General features: G+C 66.1%; 18 protein-coding genes and 1 tRNA gene. 9 read left to right on the top strand and 10 right to left on the bottom strand.

The genetic code is table 11. From position 1 onward, the window contains the following. The first annotated feature begins 195 nt into the window (after positions 1-195). The 4 genes from ACN0WF_RS11545 to pyk all read left to right on the top strand — a co-directional run bounded on the left by ACN0WF_RS11545 (position 196) and on the right by pyk (position 4,447). On the top strand, positions 196-1,101 hold the full coding sequence (locus ACN0WF_RS11545; protein WP_417772968.1) for a DMT family transporter: 906 nt from the start codon (positions 196-198) through the stop codon (positions 1,099-1,101). A gap of 80 nt (positions 1,102-1,181) precedes the next feature. Continuing rightward, positions 1,182-2,471 (top strand): glycerate kinase type-2 family protein, encoded by a 1,290-nt coding sequence (locus ACN0WF_RS11540; RefSeq protein WP_417773127.1) that lies wholly within the window; start codon positions 1,182-1,184, stop codon positions 2,469-2,471. A 36-nt stretch (positions 2,472-2,507) separates the two neighbouring features. Continuing rightward, positions 2,508-3,014, top strand: coding sequence for a DUF1036 domain-containing protein (locus tag ACN0WF_RS11535; RefSeq protein WP_417773126.1), 507 nt, complete (start codon positions 2,508-2,510; stop codon positions 3,012-3,014). Next, the gene (pyk, locus tag ACN0WF_RS11530) at positions 3,011-4,447 is read left to right on the top strand and encodes a pyruvate kinase (protein ID WP_417772967.1); all 1,437 of its coding nucleotides are present in this window, start codon (positions 3,011-3,013) and stop codon (positions 4,445-4,447) included. Before ACN0WF_RS11535 ends, pyk begins: the two co-directional genes overlap by 4 nt. A gap of 37 nt (positions 4,448-4,484) precedes the next feature. On the opposite strand, the gene ACN0WF_RS11525 is transcribed toward pyk, so the two are convergent. The 5 genes from ACN0WF_RS11525 to cpdR all read right to left on the bottom strand — a co-directional run bounded on the left by ACN0WF_RS11525 (position 4,485) and on the right by cpdR (position 7,378). Continuing rightward, positions 4,485-5,519 carry an alpha/beta fold hydrolase gene (locus ACN0WF_RS11525; protein ID WP_417772966.1) on the bottom strand — a complete coding sequence of 345 codons (1,035 nt, stop codon included), beginning with the start codon at positions 5,517-5,519 and terminating at the stop codon, positions 4,485-4,487. Positions 5,520-5,626: 107 nt separating this feature from the next. Continuing rightward, complete coding sequence (locus tag ACN0WF_RS11520) at positions 5,627-6,214, bottom strand: tetratricopeptide repeat protein (protein ID WP_417772965.1); 588 nt, start codon at positions 6,212-6,214, stop codon at positions 5,627-5,629. Positions 6,215-6,369: 155 nt separating this feature from the next. Further along, positions 6,370-6,495 carry a type B 50S ribosomal protein L36 gene (ykgO, locus tag ACN0WF_RS11515; RefSeq protein ID WP_417772964.1) on the bottom strand — a complete coding sequence of 42 codons (126 nt, stop codon included), beginning with the start codon at positions 6,493-6,495 and terminating at the stop codon, positions 6,370-6,372. Positions 6,496-6,736: 241 nt separating this feature from the next. Continuing rightward, positions 6,737-6,811, bottom strand: a tRNA-Val gene (locus ACN0WF_RS11510). Between the two features lie 207 nt (positions 6,812-7,018). Then, a complete protein-coding gene (gene cpdR, locus ACN0WF_RS11505) occupies positions 7,019-7,378 on the bottom strand; it encodes a cell cycle two-component system response regulator CpdR (RefSeq protein WP_417773125.1) in 360 nt (119 codons plus the stop codon). A 375-nt stretch (positions 7,379-7,753) separates the two neighbouring features. On the opposite strand from cpdR, the gene ACN0WF_RS11500 reads away from it, so the two are divergent. Together ACN0WF_RS11500 and hisN are read left to right on the top strand one after the other, a co-directional pair. Then, entirely contained in the window at positions 7,754-8,644 is an 891-nt protein-coding gene (locus ACN0WF_RS11500) for an N-formylglutamate amidohydrolase (protein ID WP_417772963.1), read from the top strand. A 450-nt stretch (positions 8,645-9,094) separates the two neighbouring features. Beyond that, positions 9,095-9,886 carry a histidinol-phosphatase gene (gene hisN / locus ACN0WF_RS11495; RefSeq protein ID WP_417772962.1) on the top strand — a complete coding sequence of 264 codons (792 nt, stop codon included), beginning with the start codon at positions 9,095-9,097 and terminating at the stop codon, positions 9,884-9,886. A 12-nt stretch (positions 9,887-9,898) separates the two neighbouring features. On the opposite strand, the gene ACN0WF_RS11490 is transcribed toward hisN, so the two are convergent. Both ACN0WF_RS11490 and ACN0WF_RS11485 read right to left on the bottom strand, forming a co-directional pair. Continuing rightward, positions 9,899-10,861 carry an alpha/beta fold hydrolase gene (locus tag ACN0WF_RS11490; protein WP_417772961.1) on the bottom strand — a complete coding sequence of 321 codons (963 nt, stop codon included), beginning with the start codon at positions 10,859-10,861 and terminating at the stop codon, positions 9,899-9,901. A 116-nt stretch (positions 10,862-10,977) separates the two neighbouring features. Beyond that, a complete protein-coding gene (locus tag ACN0WF_RS11485) occupies positions 10,978-11,361 on the bottom strand; it encodes a hypothetical protein (protein ID WP_417772960.1) in 384 nt (127 codons plus the stop codon). 331 nt (positions 11,362-11,692) lie between these two features. On the opposite strand from ACN0WF_RS11485, the gene ACN0WF_RS11480 reads away from it, so the two are divergent. Then, on the top strand, positions 11,693-12,145 hold the full coding sequence (locus tag ACN0WF_RS11480; RefSeq protein WP_417772959.1) for an Hsp20 family protein: 453 nt from the start codon (positions 11,693-11,695) through the stop codon (positions 12,143-12,145). Positions 12,146-12,300: 155 nt separating this feature from the next. On the opposite strand, the gene ACN0WF_RS11475 is transcribed toward ACN0WF_RS11480, so the two are convergent. Continuing rightward, complete coding sequence (locus ACN0WF_RS11475; protein WP_417772958.1) at positions 12,301-13,329, bottom strand: threonine aldolase family protein; 1,029 nt, start codon at positions 13,327-13,329, stop codon at positions 12,301-12,303. Next, a complete protein-coding gene (locus ACN0WF_RS11470) occupies positions 13,326-13,637 on the bottom strand; it encodes a hypothetical protein (RefSeq protein ID WP_417772957.1) in 312 nt (103 codons plus the stop codon). Before ACN0WF_RS11470 ends, ACN0WF_RS11475 begins: the two co-directional genes overlap by 4 nt. A gap of 358 nt (positions 13,638-13,995) precedes the next feature. Between ACN0WF_RS11470 and gltB the strand changes: the two genes are divergently transcribed. Together gltB and ACN0WF_RS11460 are read left to right on the top strand one after the other, a co-directional pair. Then, entirely contained in the window at positions 13,996-18,726 is a 4,731-nt protein-coding gene (gene gltB, locus ACN0WF_RS11465) for a glutamate synthase large subunit (RefSeq protein WP_417772956.1), read from the top strand. Between the two features lie 13 nt (positions 18,727-18,739). Further along, entirely contained in the window at positions 18,740-20,170 is a 1,431-nt protein-coding gene (locus ACN0WF_RS11460) for a glutamate synthase subunit beta (RefSeq protein ID WP_417772955.1), read from the top strand. A gap of 101 nt (positions 20,171-20,271) precedes the next feature. Here ACN0WF_RS11460 and ACN0WF_RS11455 read toward each other — a convergent pair whose 3' ends face one another. Beyond that, positions 20,272-21,582, bottom strand: coding sequence for a methyl-accepting chemotaxis protein (locus ACN0WF_RS11455; RefSeq protein WP_417772954.1), 1,311 nt, complete (start codon positions 21,580-21,582; stop codon positions 20,272-20,274). Positions 21,583-21,672 lie beyond the last annotated feature (90 nt).

The raw sequence follows: 21,672 nt of genomic DNA, 5'->3' as shown, positions 1-21,672 counted from the left end.
GGACCATATCGCGCGCATCCTTGCAACCCGAATCGCTCACTTGCCCCCGCTGCTCACCGCAAACGCCGGTCGCCGCGAACGCAGCGTCAAAAATGCGCGACAGCCGCCGCCATGCGGCGTAGGGTTCGTCGCCGGACGCCAGTTTGCGTGCCGTGCGACGAACCGGCACGCAGAACGCGAACAACACCGGACATCATGACGTTACGATCCTCCACAGCCTCCCCCGACGACCGCATGATTCTGGCCTTTGCCGCGCTGGTCGCCGGCGCCATGGCCATGGGCATATCGCCGGTCTTCGTGCGCCATGCCGAGGTTGGCCCGCTCGCAAGCGCCTTCTGGCGGGTGGCGCTCTCTCTGCCGGTTCTGGCCGCCTGGGCGCGGCTTGAGAGGACGCCGGAAAGAGAACCGGCAAGCTGGAACATCGCCACGATGATCGCCGGCCTCGTCTTCGCCGGCGACCTGATTTTCTGGCATCTCGCCATCGTCAACACGACCGCTGCCAACGCCACGCTGCTGGCGACCCTGGCGCCGCTGTGGGTGATGCTGGCGTCCGGACTGGTGCTCCGGGAACCCGTCACACGCGCCATGCTCGCCGGCCTTGGCATCTGCCTTGCCGGAGCGCTGTTTCTCGTCGGCGACAGCCTTGCCTTCGCGCCGGACCGCTTGCTTGGCGACTTCTACGGCTTGGTGACCTCTCTGTTCTTCGGCAGCTACTTCCTGGCGATCCGCTTTGCCCGACGCGGATCCGGCGGCGTCTCTCCGGGCCTGCTGCTCTTCCGCTCCTCCGTCGTCACGGCGCTGGCGCTGCTGCTTGCCGCCTGGGCACTCGAGGGCGACCTCCTGCCCCACAGCGCAAGCGGCGTCGCCATGCTGTGCCTGCTGGCCTTCGTCAGCCATGCCGGCGGCCAGGGGTTGCTCTCCTATGCACTCGGCACCGTATCGGCGGGGTTTTCCGCGCTTGTCATCTTCCTTGAGGCTGTTGCCGCCGCAACCGTCGGCTATTTCATCCTCAACGAATCCCTGAGCGCCTTGCAGGTCGCCGGCGGAGCGGTAATCCTCGCAGGGATCTACGTGGCACGGCCGCGCGCTCCGGCGCGTTGAAGACCTGACGCCATGCGACACGAAAACGGGGAGGACAACCGCCGGTGAGCAAGACCGACGCCACACGCAACACAAGACCCATGCTCGCCCGGCTGTTCGAGGCCGCCGTCGACGCGGCCCGGCCCGAGACCTGCCTGCCAGCGCATCTGCCGAAGCCCGAGCCCGGCGGGCGCATCATCCTTCTCGCCGCCGGGAAAGCCGGCGGCGCCATGATGCAGGTCGCCGAAACCACTTATCTCGACCGGTTTGGCCTCGCTCCCGACCGTCTTGTAGGCCTTTGCGTCACCCGTCACGGCTACGCCCGCCCCTTACGCCGGCTGGAGCTGGTCGAGGCCGGACACCCGGTTCCCGACGCCGCTGGCGTCGAGGCGAGCGAGCGGGTGCTCGCGCTCGCCGCATCGGCGGGGCCAAACGACCATGTTGTCGTGCTGCTGTCCGGCGGCGGATCGGCCAACTGGATCGCGCCTGTGCCTGGCGTGTCGCTCGCAGACAAGCAGGCGCTGACCCGCGCGCTGCTGCGCTCCGGCGCCACCATCGACCAGATCAACACGCTGCGGCGGCATCTGTCGCGGATAAAGGGTGGCCGCCTCGCCGCCGCCCGGGGCAAGGGAGCGATGATGACGACGCTCGCCATCTCCGACGTTCCGCACGATGACGCCGTCGCCATCGCCTCGGGTCCAACGCTTCCCGATCCGACAACGCTCTCGGACGCCCGCGCGCTGCTCGAGCGCTACGCGCCAGACGCGCCCGAAGCCATCCGTCGCGCCCTCGAGGATCCCGCCAACGAGACGCCGAAACCCGGCGATACGCTCTTCGACGGCACCCGCTTCGAGATCGTGGCCCGCCCTGCGCTGTCGCTCGAGGCGGCCGCGCGCATCGCTCAGGCTGAGGGCTATGAGGCAGTTCAGCTCGGCGACAGCCTGGAGGGCGAGGCGCGCGATGTCGCGCGCACCCAGGCGGAAACGGCGAAGGCGTGCGCGCGGGAAGGCCGGCGCGCCGTCTTGCTCTCCGGCGGCGAGCTCACCGTCACCATCAAAGGCGATGGCCGCGGCGGTCCGAACCAGGAGTTCGCCCTCGCCCTCGCCCTTGCGCTCGATGGCCATCCGGCAATCGGCGCGGTGGCCGGCGACACGGACGGAACCGACGGCGGCAGCGGCGCCGCGGATGATCCGGCCGGCGCCTTCGTGACCCCCGCAACCCTTGCCCGGGCAAAGGCGATGGGTCATGATGCCGCCTCATTTCTGGAGCGAAACGACAGCACGAGTTTCTTCGGCTTTCTGGGTGATTTGTTGCAACCCGGCCCGACCTTCACCAACGTCAATGACTTCAGGGCTGTCATCATTGACAACACAGACGCAGGTCAGCCATAAGATCCCGCGCAGGGTGGTGGCACGAGTAATCGAATGATGAGAACAGCCGCAAGGCAACGGCGCACCACGGCAGAAGGTTCGGTACGGCGGTCATCGCTGCGGTGCGCGGCCGGCTTCTTATTGACAGCCGTCTTTGCACTGTTTTCGCTGAGCCTTGTCGGCGCGACGCCCGCGCGGGCTGAATTGCGCCTTTGCAACAAGACCGAAAGCCAGGTTGGCGTCGCGATCGGGTATCGCGAGGACAAGGACTGGGTGACCGAGGGCTGGTGGAACCTGCCCGCGAACACCTGCGAAACCCTCGTCGCCGGCGGCCTCGTGTCACGGTTCTATTACATCTATGCCGTTGACTACGACCAGTTCGGCGAATGGGGCGGTCGTGCCTTCATGTGCACCCGCGAAAAGGAATTCACCATTCGCGGGATTGAGGATTGCGTCGCCCGTGGCTACGAGCGCACGGGCTTTTTCGAAATCGACACCGGCGAACAGAGCAGCTGGACAGTTCAGCTCACGGAACCGGTTCAAGCAGGGACAGGCGGACAATGAAGCGCGACAGGCGGGTAAAGATTCTGGCAACTCTTGGCCCCTCCTCGTCCGAACCGCATATCATCGAAAAATTGTTCATGGCCGGCGCGGATGTCTTCCGCATCAACATGAGCCATACAAACCACGAGCAGCTCAACACGCTCGTGGAGATGATTCGTGGCGTCGAGGCCAAGGTTGGCCGCCCGATCGCAATTCTCGCCGACCTCCAGGGCCCGAAGCTGCGCGTTGGAACCTTCGAGAGTGATTCCGTCGTTCTGGAGAACGGCGCCACCTTCGTTCTCGACAGCGACACCACGCCTGGCAACGCCTCCCGCGTCCACCTTCCCCACCGCGAGATCCTTCAGGCTCTCGAGCCCGACCACCGGCTGCTGCTCGACGACGGCAAGATCCGCCTGCGCGTGACCGCCTGCGACAAGACGAGCGCCACCACCGTGGTCGAGGTCGGCGGCAAGCTCTCCAACCGCAAGGGCGTCAGCGTTCCCGACACCGAGATCCCGGTCGGCGCGCTCACGCCGAAGGACCGCAAGGACCTCGACGCCGCGCTGGCGGCAGGCGCCGACTGGATCGCGCTTTCCTTCATCCAGCGCCCCGATGATCTGGCCGAGGTGCGCAAGGTCACCCGTGGCAAGGCCGGCATTCTCGCCAAGATCGAGAAGCCGCAGGCCATCGAACGCCTCGCCGAGATCATCGACCTGTCCGATGCGCTGATGGTCGCCCGCGGCGATCTCGGCGTCGAGATGCCGCTGGAGCAGGTTCCCGGCCTCCAGAAGCAGATCGTGCGGGCCTGCCGCCGCGCCGGCAAGCCGGTCGTCGTGGCAACGCAGATGCTGGAATCGATGATCACCGCGCCGGTCCCGACGCGCGCCGAGGTCTCCGACGTCGCCACCGCCGTGTTCGAGGGTGCGGACGCGGTGATGCTCAGCGCCGAGTCCGCCGCCGGCAAGTTTCCGATCGAGGCGGTCGAGACCATGGACCGCATCGCCTGCCAGGTGGAGCGCGACCCGACCTATCGCGGCATCATCCAGGCGCAGCGCCCGGAGCCCGAGCCGACCGGCTCGGACGCCATCGCCGCCGCGGCACGCCAGATCGCCGAGACGCTCAATCTCGCCGCCGTGGTCTGCTACACGACATCGGGCGCGACCGGCATCCGCGCCTCGCGCGAGCGCCCCGCCGTTCCCGTGATCGTGATTTCGCCCGTGGTCTCCACCGCACGGCGGCTTTCGCTCGCATGGGGCCTGCACTGCGTCGTTTCGGACGATGCCCGCGACGAGAACGACATGGTCAACCGCGCCTGCCAGATCTCGTATCAGGAAGGTCTCGCCCGGCCCGGCCAGCGCATCATCACCACGGCCGGCGTTCCCTTCGGCACCCCCGGCTCGACGAATATGCTGCGCATCGCCTTTGTCGGCAGCGACGGTCTCGGCAGCCTCTGACAGCTGGTCGCGCACGCGGCACTCAACATGATCGGGATCAGGCGGCGGGCGTTCTCGCCGCCTTTTTCGTTTTCGCAAGGCTGCTGGTCGCTGGTGGCTCGAAGTTCGGAAATGCCTTGGCCACGACCCTGTCGATCTCGGCGATGACGTCCTGCGTTCGGGTGTGATGCGGCATATGGCCGGCCCCCGGAAGATCGACCCGCCAGGCGTTGGGCAGATCGCGCAACAGTCCGGCCGAGTGGATCTCCGGCAGAACCACCGTATCCGCATCACCGGTGACGATTGCCGCGGGCTGCAGGATGTTGGGATAGAGCGGTGCGGCCTTCTCCACCTCGCCCTTCAAATGGCCGACATCGCGCGCGTTGGCGAGAAAACTCGCCGGCCGGAACAGAAGCGCCAACCCGATTCTCTCACCATAGTCACGCGGGGCCGCCTCCGGGCTGAACACCCCTTCGACGGCGCTCGGCGCAACGAGTGCCGCCACATTCGGCGCCAGCGTGTAGGCGAAGAGCGGACCGAGGATCGGAGCGGTCGAAGCCGTGTAGTACCAATTCACCCCCCCGGGCCAGGGATGGGTCGCGGGCGCGATGAAGACGATCCCGTTGATCCGGTCGGGCTCCTGCAGGGCAAGCTGGGCGACGACGGCCCCTCCCCAGGAGTGACCGACGGCCACGGCCCTGTCGATCCCCAGTCCTTCGAGCAGACTGGCAACGACCTCCGCTTGCCGCGCCGGGGAATACATGCCCGGTCCACCGCGCTCCGAATGGCCATGGCCGGGACGATCGACGAAGATCATCCGGTAGCCGCGTCTCGACAAGGGCTCGAGGAACGCCATGCGCATATCGAGCAGGTTGCCGCTCGCCCCATGCAGGAAAACCAGCGTCGGATCTCCCGGCCTCCAGTCTTCCGGCCGTTGGTCGAGCACGTGGATACCCTGCCCCGCGACCAAATGGATCTGTCCGACCGGCGGATATTTTGCCTCCGCCGCCCGGCCTATGACCTGCGCGGAAAGGCCAAGCGCGCCGAGAATGCCAGCGACGGCGAGAAGCGTGAGCGAGAGACCGGAGGCCATGCAATCCTGCCTGGAAGGGGTTCTGGAACGGCGGCGGGCCCTGACGGGCCTAGGGCGGGTACACCGCCTGCCTTCTCATACGTCGGGGATCGGCCTGCGGATGCCCGTCAGGCGTCCTCGCCTGCGAACTGCTCCGAGAGTGCATCGACGGCCTTGCGCGCGTTCTCGCTCGTTGGATTGAGCTTGAGGACTTCCTTGAAGGTCGCCAGCGCCTCGTCGTCGCGCCCCATGCGCCGCAGGATAATACCAAGCCCCGACATGGCGCCCCAGTGGCGCGGCTCGAGCGCCAGCGTCCGCTCGATGTCAACGAGCGCGCGGCCGTAGTCCTCACGCAGGTAATTGATCGTGGCGCGCCGGTTCCACCCTTCGGCAAAGTTCGGGGCGAGGCGGGACACCATGTCCGCCAGGTCGAGCGCAAGCGCCAGATCCCCCCCCTTGAGGGCGGCGGCGGAGCGGGCCATCAGCAAATCGACCGTCGGGCTTCCCGAGCGCATCCAGATGCGCTGGATGCGCAGGACGACGGGCTTCGCCTGTGCGGGATCGTCCGTCTCGCTCAGTTGTGCGAAGAGACGGTCGAGTTCGGTTCCGCTCTGCTTTTCCTCGGGAACAGCTGGGCCGGGACCACCCGGGGGCTCCACCGCCGTGGTCGGCGCATCGAAGTCGTCGACGGAAGGAGGCATCGATTCGGGCGGCACAATGCCTCCCCCACCGTCCTGGGCAAGGGCAGCGCCGGAAAGAGCAAGGAAGAGTGAAAACAAGAAAAACGACCGCATAGCAGCAAGTATGGCCTGCCGTACGCGGTCGTCAATGACTTTGCGAAGAAGTCGGATGAAAGCCCGTAGCCGGGGCCTCAGCCCTGGCGCGCCTTGAAGCGCGGAGCCTTCTTGTTGATGATGTAGACGCGACCCCTGCGACGGACCATCTGGTTGTCGCGATGCCGGCCCATCAACGCCTTGAGCGAATTCTTGATCTTCATCGTTCCAGTCTCCGTAAACAGAGCCGCGTTGGCGGCGGCATCCGTTTGTTCATCTGGTGGCGCCGGGGCACCGGTCCGTTCGGCCGCAGGTGGCTCCTGAGAGCCATCCTGCCAGGGTTGGCCAGTCCGCTTCTCGAGGCGGGCGCGCGCCAGGCAAAAGCCCGCGCGGCGCGACACGGCCCCGACCAGCTGTCTGGCCGGACCCGCCATCCGGTCATTGACCTTGTGACGGCGGATAAAATGGTGGGCGTGACAGGGATTGAACCTGTGACCCCTACGATGTCAACGTAGTGCTCTCCCGCTGAGCTACACGCCCGAACCTGAAATTCGTTTCCCTTTGACCGTAAGGTCGACCGGGATCAGTCCGGAAAGTTGCCGACAAGCGGCTGCGGTGGCAAGGCATATAACGGGGTTCTGGAAGCGGTGCAAGCCCCGATCTAAAACTTCTTCGTTGCCCACAACTTCGGTGGAAAACCCGGGACCGCCAGACACGGGACCGCGAGGGGCCAATGCGGCGGCACACTCAGGCCGCCAGCATCCTTTCCACCTCGATGACCAGGTCCTTCAGGTGGAAGGGCTTGGACAGCACCTTCGCATCCTTGGGGGCCTGGGAATCCGGGTTGAGCGCAACCGCCGCGAAGCCGGTGATGAACATCACCTTGAGGTCCGGGTCGAGCTGGGTTGCGCGTCGCGCCAGTTCAATGCCGTCCATCTCCGGCATGACGATGTCCGTCAAAAGCAGCGAGAACGGCTCTTCACGTAGTCGTTCATAAGCACTTTTGCCATTGTCAAAGGAAACGACATCATAGCCCGCCTTCTGCAATGCCTTGGCAAGAAAGCGGCGCATGTCGTTGTCGTCTTCCGCGAGTAGGATTCGTGCCATTTCTTCCGTCCGTGCTGCCAGGCCGCCCGTCCGACCGTCCGGCCCGGATGGCGGCGCGCCTGCATCCCGCTTCAGGATCCTGAAGATGCCCGCGCGGGTCTTGCGCGGGCCCGTGCCCAATCCCGTTTTGGCACATCGTTCCCGTCCGCTTATAAGGCCCATCGCCGGTAAACATCCAGTGAAACCGCCAAGGCCGTGCCGCCTTCGGCCATTTCCAGCCGAGCTTGTGGACATTGCCGTCGATTCGAGGGCAAATAGAACAGCCGGACGCAAGGGCGACCTCCCGGTTCATGGGGCCCGGTTGATGGGCCACGGGCCGCACGCCGGCCTGACGAAAGCCGGTCAGACGAATGCCCAGGCAAGGGACGCGCGAGCATGTATGTGGTGAACGGATTTGCGGAGGTCGAGCCTTTCGAAATCCTTCAACCGGCCGAGCACCGCGTACCCTTCGTCTTCAACTCGCCCCACTCCGGCCGCCACTACCCGCTACCCTTTCTCGCCGCCTCCCGCCTCGACAGCAACGCGATCCGTCGCTCGGAAGACGCCTTTGTGGATGACCTGTTCGAACCGGTCGTCGGCCTTGGCGCCCCCTTGCTGAGGGCACGCTTTCCCCGCGCCTTTCTGGACGTCAACCGCGAACCCTACGAACTCGACCCGAGGATGTATGACGACCGGTTGCCGCCCTACGCCAACAGCCGTTCGATTCGGGTCGCCGGAGGGCTCGGCACCATCGCCCGCGTCGTCGGCGAGGCCCAGGAGATCTACCGCGGGCGCCTGCAAGTGAGCGAGGCGCTCGACCGCATCGAGACGATCTACAAGCCCTACCACCAGACCCTGCGCCGGCTGCTGGCGCGCACCCACGTCGATTTCGGCTTCGCGGTGCTGATCGACTGCCACTCGATGCCCTCGGCCGTGCGCGGCGCGGAGGGCGGCGCACGGCCGGACTTCATTCTCGGCGACCGTTACGGCACGAGCTGCGCCCAACCGCTGGTGGACGCGGCGGCGGAGATCCTCACCGGGCTCGGCTATCGCGTCAGCCGCAACAAGCCCTACGCCGGCGGCTTCATCACCGAACACTACGGCCGGCCCGCGAAGGGCCTCCATGCGCTGCAGATAGAGATCAACCGGGGGCTATACATGGATGAGGGGGCGACATTGCCCTTGCCGGGCTTTGCAGCTCTCGCAGCGGATCTACGGGCCTTCGCCAGCGAGATCGTCTCCATCCCCGACGCAGCGCTGTTTCCCGACACGCTCGCCGCTGAGTAAACGCCCCCCGCGACAGGCGTCAGGAGCCCGCCTCCGGCGGGCACCATCTCGCACCTGCGAGATGGTCCGGGCAAGAAAAAAGGGCCGGCCTCTTGCGAGGCGCGGCCCGAGTCTAGGGAGGAAACGCCCAAGGAGGGCGGCGCGATCTGGAAGAACCATATCGCACTGCAACAATTTCTCCCTGCAGCGCACCAAAGTCAACGCCAAATTCGACGCAGTGCCTGCCCAGAAAATAGGCGTGACGTCAAACCGCTTAAAAATCAGAATATTGGGTTCTGTCAGGTGATTGAATAAAGTCGCGCGCTTTCCTCTCGACTTCGCCCCGTGCCGCCGTTTAAACCACCACCGGGACGAATGAAGGCGCGAATTCGCGCAAGCGACTGGCACCTCGCACGATCACGCCGGCGACGCCGCGCCCGAGACTGCCATGGACGGAAGGACCGAATGCCGATGCCGACGACAGCCGAACTCGCCGCCTTCGCGGACCGCCTCACAGCAGCCTCCGGCGCCGTTATCGCTCCGCATTTCCGCAGGATCTCGGCCATCGACAACAAGCTGTCTCAGGGCTTCGACCCGGTAACCGTTGCCGACCGCGACGCCGAGACGGCCTTGCGCACCCTCATCGAGGAGACCTACCCGGATCACGGCATCCTGGGCGAAGAGCACGGCAGCGTGCGTCTCGATGCGGACCACGTCTGGGTTCTCGACCCGATCGACGGAACCCGCGCCTTCATCTGCGGACTGCCCACCTGGGGCACCCTGATCGGCCTGAAGAGAGGAGGCACTCCGGTCTTCGGCGTCATGGACCAACCCTATGTCGGCGAACGTTTCTACGGCGACGGCAAGACGGCCTGGTGCCGCTACCGCGACACCAGCATGCCCCTCAAGACGCGCCCCTGCGAGCGCCTCGAGGACGCGATCTTCTGCACCACCCACCCACGCCTGTTCGAGGGCGCGGAGCTGGAGGCCTATCTGGAGATCGAGACGACGGTGCGCACCGCCCGCTTCGGAACCGACTGCTACGGCTATGCAATGGTCGCGGCCGGCCAGGCGGACCTCGTCGTCGAGAACGGCCTTCAGCCCTATGACATCGTTGCGCTGATTCCGATCATCGAGGGCGCCGGCGGCATCGTCACCACATGGACCGGCGGCTCGCCTGCCGAGGGTGGCAGGATCGTCGCCTCGGGCGACAGGCGGCTGCACGACAAGGTGCTCGCCCGCCTCGCTCGCGTCGGCGCCTGACGGCGCCCTCCCCTAAGCGGACAGAAGCGCACCCTCGGCGACAAAGGCATCGAAGGCGGCGAGAAACTGGTCGCGGTAGAGGTCGTCCTCCATCAGCAGTTCGTGCCGCGCGCCGGCGATCTCCAGAAAGCTGGTGACACGGGTCTGGCGGACGAAGGCCTCCGCCGCGCGGGCCGACACGATTGCATCCTGCCCGGCGCAAACGATCAGCGTCGGCAAGGTCATCGCCGGACCGAAGGACGGATCGAACAGGCGCCGCATGGCACGGCAGGCCGCCGCCAGCCAGCCGATTGTCGGGGCACCGATCTCCAGATCGTCAGCCCCCCTTAGCACCGCCTCGCCACGCCGGAAGCGCCTCTCGTCGGACGTGAGGGGATTGGTCTCGAACGGAAAGACGATCTTCGGCTTTCCGCCCGGCACAAAGGCCCTGGAAAACCCGATCCGCGCCAGAAAATTCGCCAGCGGACAAACCACCCGCTGGGACACGCCGACCTTGCCGAGCCCGATCAACGGGGACGTCAGCACGGCGCGCTCGAACCGGGTGCGCATGCGTGATGCCGCCAGCATCAGCACCAGCCCGCCGGTCGAGTGGGCGAGCGCGTAATGCGGTCCCGGCATATGGGCAAGCGTCACCCCGGAAACCACAGTCTCCAGATCCCGGACATATTCGGAAAAATCGCGCACATGGCCGCGCCGGCGGTTTCGCAGCTTTCGCTCGGACCCGCCCTGCCCACGCCAGTCGAAGGTGACGACGGCAAATCCCCGGGCACGCAGGTCGGCGATGGTCTCGAAGTATTTTTCGATGAATTCCGCCCGCCCCTGGATCAGGGTGACGGTGCCGCGCAAGGGGCTTGCCGTCGGCATCCACCGGGCTGTGCGCAGGCGCACCCGATCCGGTGTTTCGACGATGGCGCAGACAGCACCTTCTGGCACGGGATTGCCGGGATGATCGAAAAGTTCCGTTCGAACCACCATGCATCCCCTGCGACGGATGCGCGACATCGCGCGCCATTTCCACAAGGCTCGTCATACAGGAGCAAGACCGCCGGCTCAACACCGGCGGCCCTCATCCTGGAGATGCGCTCGCGCCGTTACCAGCCGCGGCGCGGACGAATGGCGGTGCGCCCGACGATATCACCCGAGTAGGCATCGACGACGAGGCGCTGCATGCCGCCGCGACGGGAAAAGGCCTTCGCCACGAAAACATTGCCACGCGGCTGCACGGCCCTCACGCGGGTGTAGCCGTGGCGGTGCAGCCGGTTGACGACCTGGCGCACATCGAGCCGCTGATGGCGTCCCCAGCGGTGGCCCCGATCCCGCCCCCAGTTGCCGCGATTGCCGACGAGCTGAAGCTCGACGGAGGCTCCGGCGGTGGCCACGGCGGGCGCAGCGAGCGGGCGTGCCTCGAGGGCCTGGGCGGTTGGGGCGGCAAGGGCGAGACCGACGACGGCGGTGGCAAGAAGGGTCTTCAGCATTGTCTTCTCTCCGGATTGAGGCGCTGGTGCGCCGTGTTGATGGAGTGACAATGCCTCCTTGCCGCTGAACGGGAGCGGAAGCCGCCGTTCAGTTTCCGTTCATTTGAAAAACCCGCTCGAGGCACTGCGCAGCGCGCCCGCTCTCGCGTCCTTTCGGCTGTCATCTGGCGGCACCAACCCCCTCTTGAAAGAGCCGGAACAGACCCCCACCTAATTCAACGCGGGCGCCACTGAAGGGCCCGCGCAGGACCGATCCCGACATGCCGGCCCAAGGTGGCGGCGAACGCGGAAAGGTCGAACATCACCTGTTGCTCAATGAGAGGACAAAACGATGCGTCATATGGATTTCAGCCCGCTTTACCGTTCCACCGTGGGCTTCGACCGCCTTTTCTCCATGCTCGACAACTCCGCCCAGGACACGCCGAGCTACCCGCCCTACAACATCGAGCGCACCGGCGAGAACACCTATCGAATCACGATGGCGGTAGCCGGCTTCGGCGAGGGCGACCTCACCATCGAGGCGAAGGAGCATGTTCTCTCCGTCAAGGGTGATCGCTCTTCGGAGAATGAGGCTGGTGAAGTGCTCTACCGCGGCATCGCCGCACGTGCCTTCGAACGCCGCTTCCAGCTCGCCGACTTCGTCGAGGTCAAGGGTGCGAGCCTTGAGAACGGCCTCCTGCACATCGATCTCTCCCGCGAGATCCCGGAGGCGATGAAGCCGCGCCGTATCGAGATCGGCGGCGGAGCCGACACGGCACGCCAGATCGAAGGTGCGGTCAACTGACCTGACGGCTTGCCGTCAAACACCCACAGCCCGACGACAGCGCATCGTTCGCCTCCCCCCTCCCAGGGCGAATGACGCCAGAGTCTCTTGGGCCAAAAGAAACGCCGACCGGGATCCCCGGCCGGCGTTTCTTCGTTTGATTTCCGAAACGCGCCTCACAGCAGCGCGAGGAACCCGTCCACCTCGGCATCCGTGGTCCGGAAGCTCGTGACCAGCCGCACCACCGCTTCCTTGTCGCCGCATCCCTCGCGGGACCATTCATAGAACTCCGCACCGCCCTCGCGAAGCCGCTCGATCTGCTCGAAGGACAGGACGGGAAAGACTTCGTTCGCCTCCGCAGCCCAGGCAAGGCGGGTCCCCGGATGGGCGCAGATGCCCTCGGCAAGACGTCGGGCGGCGGCATTGGCATGACGCGCGAGGCCGAGCCAGTGATCGCCGGAGAGATAGGCGTCGAACTGCGCCGCCACGAAGCGCGACTTCGAGAAGAGATGCCCGGCGCGTGCCCTGTGAGTGGCGATGTCGCGAACGCTGTCGGGATTGAAGACGACGATTGCCTCGGCGCACCAGCAGCCGTTCTTGGTGCCGCCGAAGGAGAGGATATCGATCCCCGCCTTCCAGGTGATCTCGGCCGGGCTGACGCCAAGATGGGCAACCGCATTGGCGAAGCGCGCGCCGTCCATGTGACAGACAAGCCCCCGCCGCCGCGCCATGCGGGTCAGCTCGACGATCTCCTCCGGCCTATAGACCGTTCCGCATTCACTCGCCTGCGTGAGGCTCAATGCCGTGGGCCGGCCGAAGCGGCTGCTGTCCGGATTCTGGACAAGCACTTTTTCCACGCCGGACAAGGTGACCTTGCCGGTGACGGTCTCCACCGGCACCATCTTCATGCCGTGAGTGTAGAACTCGGCCGCGCCCCACTCGTCGCAATAGACGTGCGCCAGCTCGCTGGTGAGGACCAGCCCGCCGGGTCTGGCGCAGGCGGCCATCGACAGCGCGTTCGCCGCCGTTCCCGTCGCCGTGAAGTAGACATCAACGTCGCGTTCGAAGAAATCGCGGAAGCGCGTGCGGACGCGCTCGGTGAGCGGATCGCGACCGTATGCGGGCGCGGATCCGTCGTTGTGCAGGGTCAACGCATCCATCACCGGCTGCGAGGCGCCTGCCCAGTTGTCGCTTGCAAAGATCATGTTGGCGATCTAGGACCAGCCATCGCCCGCTTGCAAGCCTGCAATTTTCCCGCACCCCACGCGGACAGAAAATTGCCGAAGGCACGGCCGGACTTGCCGATTGTGACAAATTCTCCGAACTTTTCGAAAGAAACAGGTCGGAACGGGCGATTATGCCGCTTGCCCCCCATGCGGAAATCTGGCATTGTTCGCCTCCGCTCGATAGGACAGCCATACTGTCCTATCGAGACAATGACCCCATCCGCGCGAATGCGCGGCCGCGTGACGAAGCCCTTCGCCTCCGCTAGGAAGACGTTGGTGACCGTCATGCGCGTGTCATGAAAACGGCCACTCCCGGCCGGTCATGCCATGCGGGCGTCTGTGCTAAAAGGAAGGCGTCGCGCAGCATGCGTGGCGCTGTCCGGCAGGACGGCACGGTGGATGGGACGTCAAGTCATGCGGATCCGGGGGGTCCGGATAGACCGGCGCGACACGCCGGTCAGGGGGTATAACGAGGCGCGACGCCCGCGGGACCGTTCCCGCACCGGCAAACAGGCCGGGGGCCGGACCGCTTCAATAGGGTCAGCGTCGGGGCATTCGCCTGTTCGCCGCACGAGCCGCGCACAATCTCGCGCGACCCGAACGGAGAAGGACGCACCGCTGACCGACGACAAGGAGAGGGTTGACATGAAAAGGACCGACGTGACCATCGAGGCCCGGGACCATGCCGCCGCGACGACGGCAAACGCGACCCTTTCCACGGCGAAACGCGACGCACGAGAGACTGCGGGCCGCGAGGGCCTCTACCGTGCCGACCGCGAGCACGACGCCTGTGGCGTCGGCTTCGTCGCCCACTTGAAGGGCAAGGCATCGCATCGCATCATTTGCGACGGTCTCCAGATCCTGGAAAACCTCACCCACCGCGGCGCGGTCGGTGCGGACCCGCTGATGGGCGACGGCGCCGGCATGCTGGTGCAGATCCCGCACGCATTTCTTGCCGAGGAGGCCGCAGCACTCGGCGTCTCCCTGCCCGCGCCCGGCAACTACGGCGTCGGCTTCATCTTCCTGCCGCAGGACGCGGAGCTGCGTCGCCAGTGCGAGGAGATCATCGAGCGCGTCATCGGCGAAGAGGGACAGGAGTTCCTCGGCTGGCGCGACGTGCCGGTCGACAATTCCTCGCTGTCCAAGGCGCCCGACATCGCAGCGACCGAGCCGGTCTCCCGCCAGGTGTTCATTGGCTGCCGTGGCTGCCAGACCCAGGACGACTTCGAGCGTCGCCTCTTTGTCCTGCGCAAGGTCATCTCCAATGCGGTGCGCTCGCAGACCCAGGCGCGTGGCGCGGGCTTCTACATCGTCTCCATCTCGAGCCGCACGCTCGTCTACAAGGGCATGTTCCTCGCCTATCAGCTCGGTGCCTATTACAAGGACCTGAAGGACGAGCGCTTCACGTCGGCGCTGGCGCTGGTGCACCAGCGGTTTTCGACCAACACCTTCCCGTCCTGGGAGCTCGCGCACCCCTACCGGATGGTCGCCCATAACGGCGAGATCAACACGCTGCGCGGCAACGTCAACTGGATGGCGGCGCGTCAGGCGAGCGTCTCATCGCCGCATTTCGGCGATGACATCTCCAAGCTCTGGCCGATCTCCTACGAGGGGCAGTCCGACACCGCCTGTTTCGACAACGCACTGGAGTTCCTCGTCCAGGGCGGCTACTCGCTCGCCCATTCGGCGATGATGCTGATCCCGGAAGCCTGGGCCGGCAACCCGCTGATGGACGACAACCTGCGTGCCTTCTACGAGTATCACGCCGCCCTGATGGAGCCCTGGGACGGGCCGGCCGCCGCCGCCTTCACCGACGGTCGCCAGATCGGCGCAACGCTCGACCGCAATGGTCTGCGCCCGGCCCGCTACATCGTCACCGACGAGGACATGGTCATCATGTCGTCCGAGGTCGGCGTGCTTCCGGTGCCGGAGGAACGCATCATCCGCAAGTGGCGCCTGCAGCCGGGCAAGATGCTCCTCATCGATCTCGAGGAAGGCCGCATCATCTCGGATGACGAGATCAAGCGTCAGCTGTCGACGGCCAACCCCTACAAGGACTGGCTCCACCGCACCCAGATCGTGCTGGAGGAAATGCCGGCGGTCCGCGGGCGCGCGCCGGTCGCCGCCGAGACGCTGCTCGATCGCCAGCAGGCCTTCGGCTACACCCAGGAGGACATCAAGCTGCTGATGCAGCCGATGGCCACCGTCGGTCAGGAAGCCATCGGCTCGATGGGCACGGACACGCCGATCTCCGCGCTCTCCGACAAGCCGAAGCTGCTCTACACCTATTTCAAGCAGAACTTCGCACAGGTCACCAACCCGCCGATCGACCCGATCCGCGAGGAGCTGGTGATGAGCCTGGTGTCCTTCATCGGGCCGCGGCCGAACCTGTTCGATCTCAAGGGTCTCGCCACGTCGAAGCGCCTGGAGGTTCGCCAGCCGATCCTGACCAACGACGACCTGGAGAAGATCCGCACCATCGGCGACATCGCCGACAACCAGTTCTCGGCCAAGACGCTCGACATCACCTATGACGTCGCACGTGGCGCCGATGGCATGCGCGAGGCTCTCGACAACCTTTGCGCCAGCGCCGAACGGGCTGTCGTCAACGGCTACAACATCATCATCCTGTCCGACCGCCTGCTCAGCCGCGCCCGCATTCCGATCCCGGCGCTGCTGGCGACCGCCGCCGTGCACCACCACCTGATTCGCAAGGGTCTGCGGACCTCCGTCGGTCTCGTGGTGGAGACGGGCGAGGCCCGCGAGGTGCATCACTTCTGCGTGCTGGCCGGCTATGGCGCGGAGGCGATCAACCCCTATCTGGCGTTCGAGACGCTGTTGCAGCTTCACGCCGAGCTCGACTTCCCCGAGGAGGTCGACGCCGACGAGGTCGTCTATCGCTACATCAAGTCGATCGACAAGGGCATCCTCAAGGTGATGTCCAAGATGGGCATCTCCACCTACCAGTCCTATTGCGGCGCGCAGATCTTCGACGCGGTCGGCCTCTCCAGCAGCTTTGTCGAGGAGTATTTCTTCGGCACGGCGACGATCATCGAGGGCATCGGCCTTGCCGAGGTCGCCGAGGAGACGACCAACCGCCACCGGACCGCCTTCGCGGACGTTCCGGTGCTGCGCCGCTCGCTCGAGGTCGGCGGCGATTACGCCTACCGCGTGCGCGGCGAGAACCACATGTGGACGCCGGACGGCATTGCCTCGCTCCAGCATGCCGTGCGCGGCAACCTGCCGGAGATGTACCGCCAGTTCGCCCGCGAGACCAATGAGGAGAACGGCCGCTTCACCATCCGTGGCCTGTTCCACATCAAGTCGGCGGACGAGGACGGACGCAAGCCGATCCCCCTCGACGAGGTCGAGCCGGCAGCGGAGATCGTCAAGCGCTTCTCCACCGGCGCCATGTCCTTCGGCTCGATCTCGCGCGAGGCGCATTCGACGCTCGCGGTTGCGATGAACCAGATCGGTGGCAAGTCGAACACCGGTGAGGGCGGCGAGGAGCCGGAGCGCTACAATCCGCTCCCCGACGGTTCCCGGAACCCGATGCGCTCGGCGATCAAGCAGGTCGCCTCCGGCCGGTTCGGCGTGACCACCGACTACCTGGTCAACGCCGACATGATCCAGATCAAGGTCGCGCAGGGCGCCAAGCCCGGCGAGGGTGGACAGTTGCCCGGCCACAAGGTCGACGCGGTCATTGCCAAGGTGCGCCACTCGACACAGGGCGTCGGCCTGATCTCGCCGCCGCCGCACCACGACATCTACTCGATCGAGGATCTGGCGCAGCTCATCTACGACCTCAAGAACGTCAACCCGGCCGCCGATATCTCGGTCAAGCTGGTGTCTGAGGTGGGTGTGGGCACGGTTGCCGCCGGCGTTGCCAAGGCGCGTGCCGACCACATCACCATTTCCGGCTATGACGGCGGCACCGGCGCCTCGCCGCTGACCTCGATCAAGCACGCCGGCAGCCCCTGGGAACTCGGCCTCGCCGAGACCCAGCAGACGCTGGTGCTGAACGGGTTGCGCTCGCGCATCGCCCTGCAGGTCGACGGCGGCCTGAAGACCGGCCGCGACGTGATCGTCGGTGCGCTCCTGGGAGCCGACGAGTTCGGCTTCTCCACCGCGCCGCTGATCGCCGCCGGCTGTATCATGATGCGCAAGTGTCACCTGAACACCTGCCCGGTCGGCATCGCCACCCAGGATCCGGTGCTGCGCAAGCGCTTCAAGGGTGCCCCCGAGCATGTGGTCAACTACTTCTTCTTCGTCGCCGAGGAAGTTCGCGAGATGATGGCGGCCATGGGCATCTCCCGCTTCGACGAGCTTGTCGGACGCGCCGACCTGCTCGACCGCTCGCCCTTGATCGAGCACTGGAAGGCGAAGGGTCTCGACTTCTCGCGCATCTTCCACGTGCCGGACGCCCCGGCCGAGGAGAAGCGCTGGACCAAGCGCCAGGTTCACCCGATCGACGACATTCTCGACCGTCGGCTTATCGCCGCCGCCGAGCCGGCGCTCGAGCGCCGCGAACCCGTCGTCATCGAGGAAACCATCCAGAACGTCGACCGCTCCGCCGGCGCCATGCTGTCGGGCGCGGTGGCCAGCCGCTTCGGCCACAAGGGCCTGAAGGCGGGCACCATCGACATCCGCCTCACCGGCACCGCCGGCCAGGCCTTCGGCGCCTTCCTCACGCGCGGCATCACGATGACGCTCGAGGGCGACGCCAACGACTATGTCGGCAAGGGGCTCGCCGGCGGCAAGCTGGTCATCCGGCCGAACCCGAAGAGCTCGGCAGACCCGGATTACTCGATCATCGCCGGCAACACCGTGCTCTACGGTGCGACCGAGGGCGAGTGCTACATCCGCGGCATCGCCGGCGAGCGTTTCGCCGTGCGCAACTCGGGCGCCATCGCGGTGGTCGAGGGCGTGGGCGACCACGGTTGCGAGTACATGACCGGCGGCGTCGTCGTCGTGCTCGGCTGGACCGGGCGCAACTTCGCCGCGGGCATGTCGGGCGGCGTGGCCTATGTGCTCGACGAGGACGGCTCGTTCCGCTCGCGCTGCAACCTCGCCATGGTCGACATCGAGCCAGTTCCGGAGGAGGACGACCTCCTGGAGAAGCTGCACCACCACGGCGGCGACATCGAGCACAAGGGGCGCGTCGACCTTTCGGCCGACATGACCCGCCACGATGACGAACGTCTGCGCCAGATCATTGCCAGCCACATCGCCCACACCGGATCCGCCTGGGCTCAGGAGATCCTCGACAAGTGGGACGAGTTCCGTCCGAAATTCGTGAAGGTGATGCCGGTCGAGTACCGCCGCGCCCTCAGGGAAATGGAAGAAAAGCGGCTCGGCCTGGTGGCGGCCGAGTAAGGGAGACGACGATATGGGAAAAGTCACCGGTTTCCTGGAGATCGACCGGCAGGAGCAGAAGTACCAGCCGGCCTCCGACCGCATTCGCCACTTCAAGGAATTCACGCTGCCGCTCGAGGACAAGGATGTCGGGCGTCAGGCAGCGCGCTGCATGGACTGCGGCGTTCCCTATTGCCATGGCCCTGTCGGCTGTCCGGTCAACAACCAGATCCCGGACTGGAACGACCTGGTCTACAACGGCGACTGGGAAGAGGCGGCGCGCAACCTGCACTCGACCAACAACTTTCCCGAGTTCACGGGGCGCATCTGCCCCGCGCCGTGCGAGGAAGCCTGCACGCTGAACCTTGAGGATGTGCCGGTCGCCATCAAGACGGTGGAACAGGCCATTGCCGACAAGGCGTGGAGCGAAGGCTGGATCAAGCCCGAGCCGGCGCCGTTCCGCACCGGCAAGACGGTCGCCATCGTCGGGTCTGGCCCCGCAGGCATGGCGGCCGCCCAGCAGCTGGCCCGCGCCGGCCACACGGTTCACGTCTACGAGCGTGACGTGCGGGCGGGCGGCCTGATGCGCTACGGCATTCCCGACTTCAAGATGGAAAAGCACTACATCGACCGCCGCGTCGCGCAGATGGAGGGCGAGGGCGTCGTCTTCCACTATGGCGCCGATGTTGGCGTCAACATCACGGTGGACGAGCTTCGCCAGCGCCACGACGCCGTGCTCATCACCGCCGGTGCCGAGCGCCCGCGTGATCCCGAGCTTCCCGGTCAGGACCTTGCCGGCTGCATGTACGCCATGCCGTTCCTCGTCCAGCAGAACCGCCGCGTCGGTGGCGAGGACGTCTCGGCCGAGCAGCCTTTCTGGGCCGGCGGCAAGCACATCGTCGTCATCGGCGGCGGCGACACCGCGTCCGACTGCGTCGGCACGTCGTTCCGCCAGGGCGCGCTGTCCGTCACCCAGCTCGACATCCGCCAGCGCCCGCCTGAGAAGGAAGACAAGCTCAACGTCTGGCCGTACTGGCCGACGAAGATGCGCACGTCCTCCTCGCAGGCCGAGGGCGCCGAGCGCGAGTTCGCAGCAGCGACGCTCGAAATCGTCGGCGAGGACGGCCACGTCATCGGCGTGAAATGCGCCCGCGTGGACGAGAAGCGCCGCCCGATCGAGGGTTCGGAGTTCATCCTGCGCGCCGAGCTGGTGCTGATCGCCATCGGCTTCGCCGGTCCGCTCGAGGGCACCTATCTCAAGGAGCTCGAAGGCGAGATCGATCGGGACGGGCGCGGCAACATCAAGGCCGACACGACCGACTACAAGACCAGCATCGACGGTGTGTTCGCCGCCGGCGACGTGCGTCGCGGCCAGTCGCTCGTCGTCTGGGCGATCCGCGAAGGCCGTCAGGCGGCCCGCGCCATCGACCTGCACCTGACCGGCGCATCCAACCTGCCGCGCTGAAGACAGCGCCCGCGAGCGGGACGGACACCTGCCTCAAACTACAAAAACGGCGCCCCTCGGCGCCGTTTTTCATAGTCGACCAGTGAAACTGTCGGCGCTTCTCAGGCCGCCTTGTCGTCGTAGCTCGCCCTGATGCTGTTGAGGAAGCCGCCCACCTGGCTCTGCAGGCTTCCCGAAAGATCGGCAAGCTCGCTCGTTGCCGTGCGGATCTCGTCCGTCGCCGTGCGCGTGGAGGAACTGGCCCGCGTCAGCGCATCCATGTTGGCAGCGACCGACTGGGTGTTCTGGGTGGCGAAGTCGACGCTCTGGGTGATTTCTCCGGTCGCAGCCATCTGCTTTTGCACCGCATCGAGAATGGTGCTGGAGATGACGTGGATGCGCTCCACGGTGCCGGCGATGGAGCGGATCGCCGAGACCGCCTGCTCGGACACCTGCTGCACCTCTTCCACCTGCAGGGAAATGTCCTCCGTCGCGCGCGAGGTCTGCCCTGCCAGGGTCTTCACCTCGTTGGCGACAACCGCGAAGCCGCGCCCCATCTCGCCGGCCCGCGCCGCCTCGATGGTCGCGTTGAGGGCAAGCAGGTTGGTCTGGTCCGCGATCTGCTTGATCAGGTCGATGATTTCGCCGATGGCCCGGCCGCTGTCTGCGAGGCGGCCGACGATGGTGTCCGTGGAGCGGGCCTCGTCGACGGCGACACGCGCCATTTCGGCGGCCTGCTCCATCTCGCGCCCGATCGAGAGGATCGACTGGGTCATCTCCTCCGCCGCCTCGGCAGCCGTTTCGACCGAACTCGACGCCTGCTGGGAGGAATCCGAGGCCGCCTCGACCGCGCTGGCCGCATCGTCGACGGCTCCGTCGAGATGCTGCGAGATCGTGCCGACGGAGCGAGCCGCCTCGCCGAGGCGTTCGACGACGCCGACGACCGTCCCCTCGAAGTCCGAGGCCACCTTGCGCAGCGTCTCGCCGCGCTCGATCGCCCGGCGCTCTTGCTCTTGAAGTGTCCGCCGGGCGTCCTGCTCGGCCTTTTCGGCGAGCTTGCCACGGAATTCAGCAACGGAACGGGCAATCGCGCCGATCTCGTCGCCGCGCTCAGCGCCAGCGATGGAGATCTCGAAATCGCCCTGCGAGAGAGCATCCAGGCCGCCCTGGAGCTCCTTCAGCGGCTTGCGAACACCGAGGGCAAGCCACAAGGCAAGCGCAAGAAAGGCGATGCCGACCGGCGTGCAAACGATGGCGATCTCCACCATCCGGCCGAGAATGAGCGCGTCGAGTCCCGCGCCAGCGCCCGCGCCCAACAGCACCTTGGCCTGCTCGGGATCGGTCAGCGCGGTGACGACGGAATGGCGGAAAACATAGAAGGAATAGCCCGTTCCCGCGAGCATGATCATTGCCGCGGAGCCGACCAGGAGCATGAATCGCCCAAGAACGGTCAGGGACGGAATTACGGAATGTCGCGTCTTCATTCTCTCAACCCTGGAAAAGCCTTGTGCCTGACCGTGATC

The sequence above is a fragment of the Stappia sp. genome (genome assembly GCF_048268045.1).
Classification (GTDB): Bacteria; Pseudomonadota; Alphaproteobacteria; order Rhizobiales; family Stappiaceae; genus Stappia.
The sequence above is the reverse complement of the archived record's forward strand: the minus strand, read 5'-3'. Positions and strand labels throughout refer to the sequence as shown.

Bases quoted from the DNA above. Each gene is read 5' to 3' on its own strand.
- ACN0WF_RS11545 (WP_417772968.1), top strand. From the start codon at position 196: ATGACGTTACGATCCTCCACAGCCTCCCCCGACGACCGCATGATTCTG.
- ACN0WF_RS11540 (WP_417773127.1), top strand. From the start codon at position 1,182: ATGCTCGCCCGGCTGTTCGAGGCCGCCGTCGACGCGGCCCGGCCCGAG.
- ACN0WF_RS11535 (WP_417773126.1), top strand. From the start codon at position 2,508: ATGAGAACAGCCGCAAGGCAACGGCGCACCACGGCAGAAGGTTCGGTA.
- pyk (WP_417772967.1), top strand. From the start codon at position 3,011: ATGAAGCGCGACAGGCGGGTAAAGATTCTGGCAACTCTTGGCCCCTCC.
- ACN0WF_RS11525 (WP_417772966.1), bottom strand. From the start codon at position 5,519: ATGGCCTCCGGTCTCTCGCTCACGCTTCTCGCCGTCGCTGGCATTCTC.
- ykgO (WP_417772964.1), bottom strand. From the start codon at position 6,495: ATGAAGATCAAGAATTCGCTCAAGGCGTTGATGGGCCGGCATCGCGAC.
- cpdR (WP_417773125.1), bottom strand. From the start codon at position 7,378: ATGGCACGAATCCTACTCGCGGAAGACGACAACGACATGCGCCGCTTT.
- ACN0WF_RS11500 (WP_417772963.1), top strand. From the start codon at position 7,754: ATGTATGTGGTGAACGGATTTGCGGAGGTCGAGCCTTTCGAAATCCTT.
- hisN (WP_417772962.1), top strand. From the start codon at position 9,095: ATGCCGACGACAGCCGAACTCGCCGCCTTCGCGGACCGCCTCACAGCA.
- ACN0WF_RS11490 (WP_417772961.1), bottom strand. From the start codon at position 10,861: ATGGTGGTTCGAACGGAACTTTTCGATCATCCCGGCAATCCCGTGCCA.
- ACN0WF_RS11485 (WP_417772960.1), bottom strand. From the start codon at position 11,361: ATGCTGAAGACCCTTCTTGCCACCGCCGTCGTCGGTCTCGCCCTTGCC.
- ACN0WF_RS11480 (WP_417772959.1), top strand. From the start codon at position 11,693: ATGCGTCATATGGATTTCAGCCCGCTTTACCGTTCCACCGTGGGCTTC.
- ACN0WF_RS11475 (WP_417772958.1), bottom strand. From the start codon at position 13,329: ATGATCTTTGCAAGCGACAACTGGGCAGGCGCCTCGCAGCCGGTGATG.
- ACN0WF_RS11470 (WP_417772957.1), bottom strand. From the start codon at position 13,637: ATGACGGTCACCAACGTCTTCCTAGCGGAGGCGAAGGGCTTCGTCACG.
- gltB (WP_417772956.1), top strand. From the start codon at position 13,996: ATGAAAAGGACCGACGTGACCATCGAGGCCCGGGACCATGCCGCCGCG.
- ACN0WF_RS11460 (WP_417772955.1), top strand. From the start codon at position 18,740: ATGGGAAAAGTCACCGGTTTCCTGGAGATCGACCGGCAGGAGCAGAAG.
- ACN0WF_RS11455 (WP_417772954.1), bottom strand. From the start codon at position 21,582: ATGCTCCTGGTCGGCTCCGCGGCAATGATCATGCTCGCGGGAACGGGC.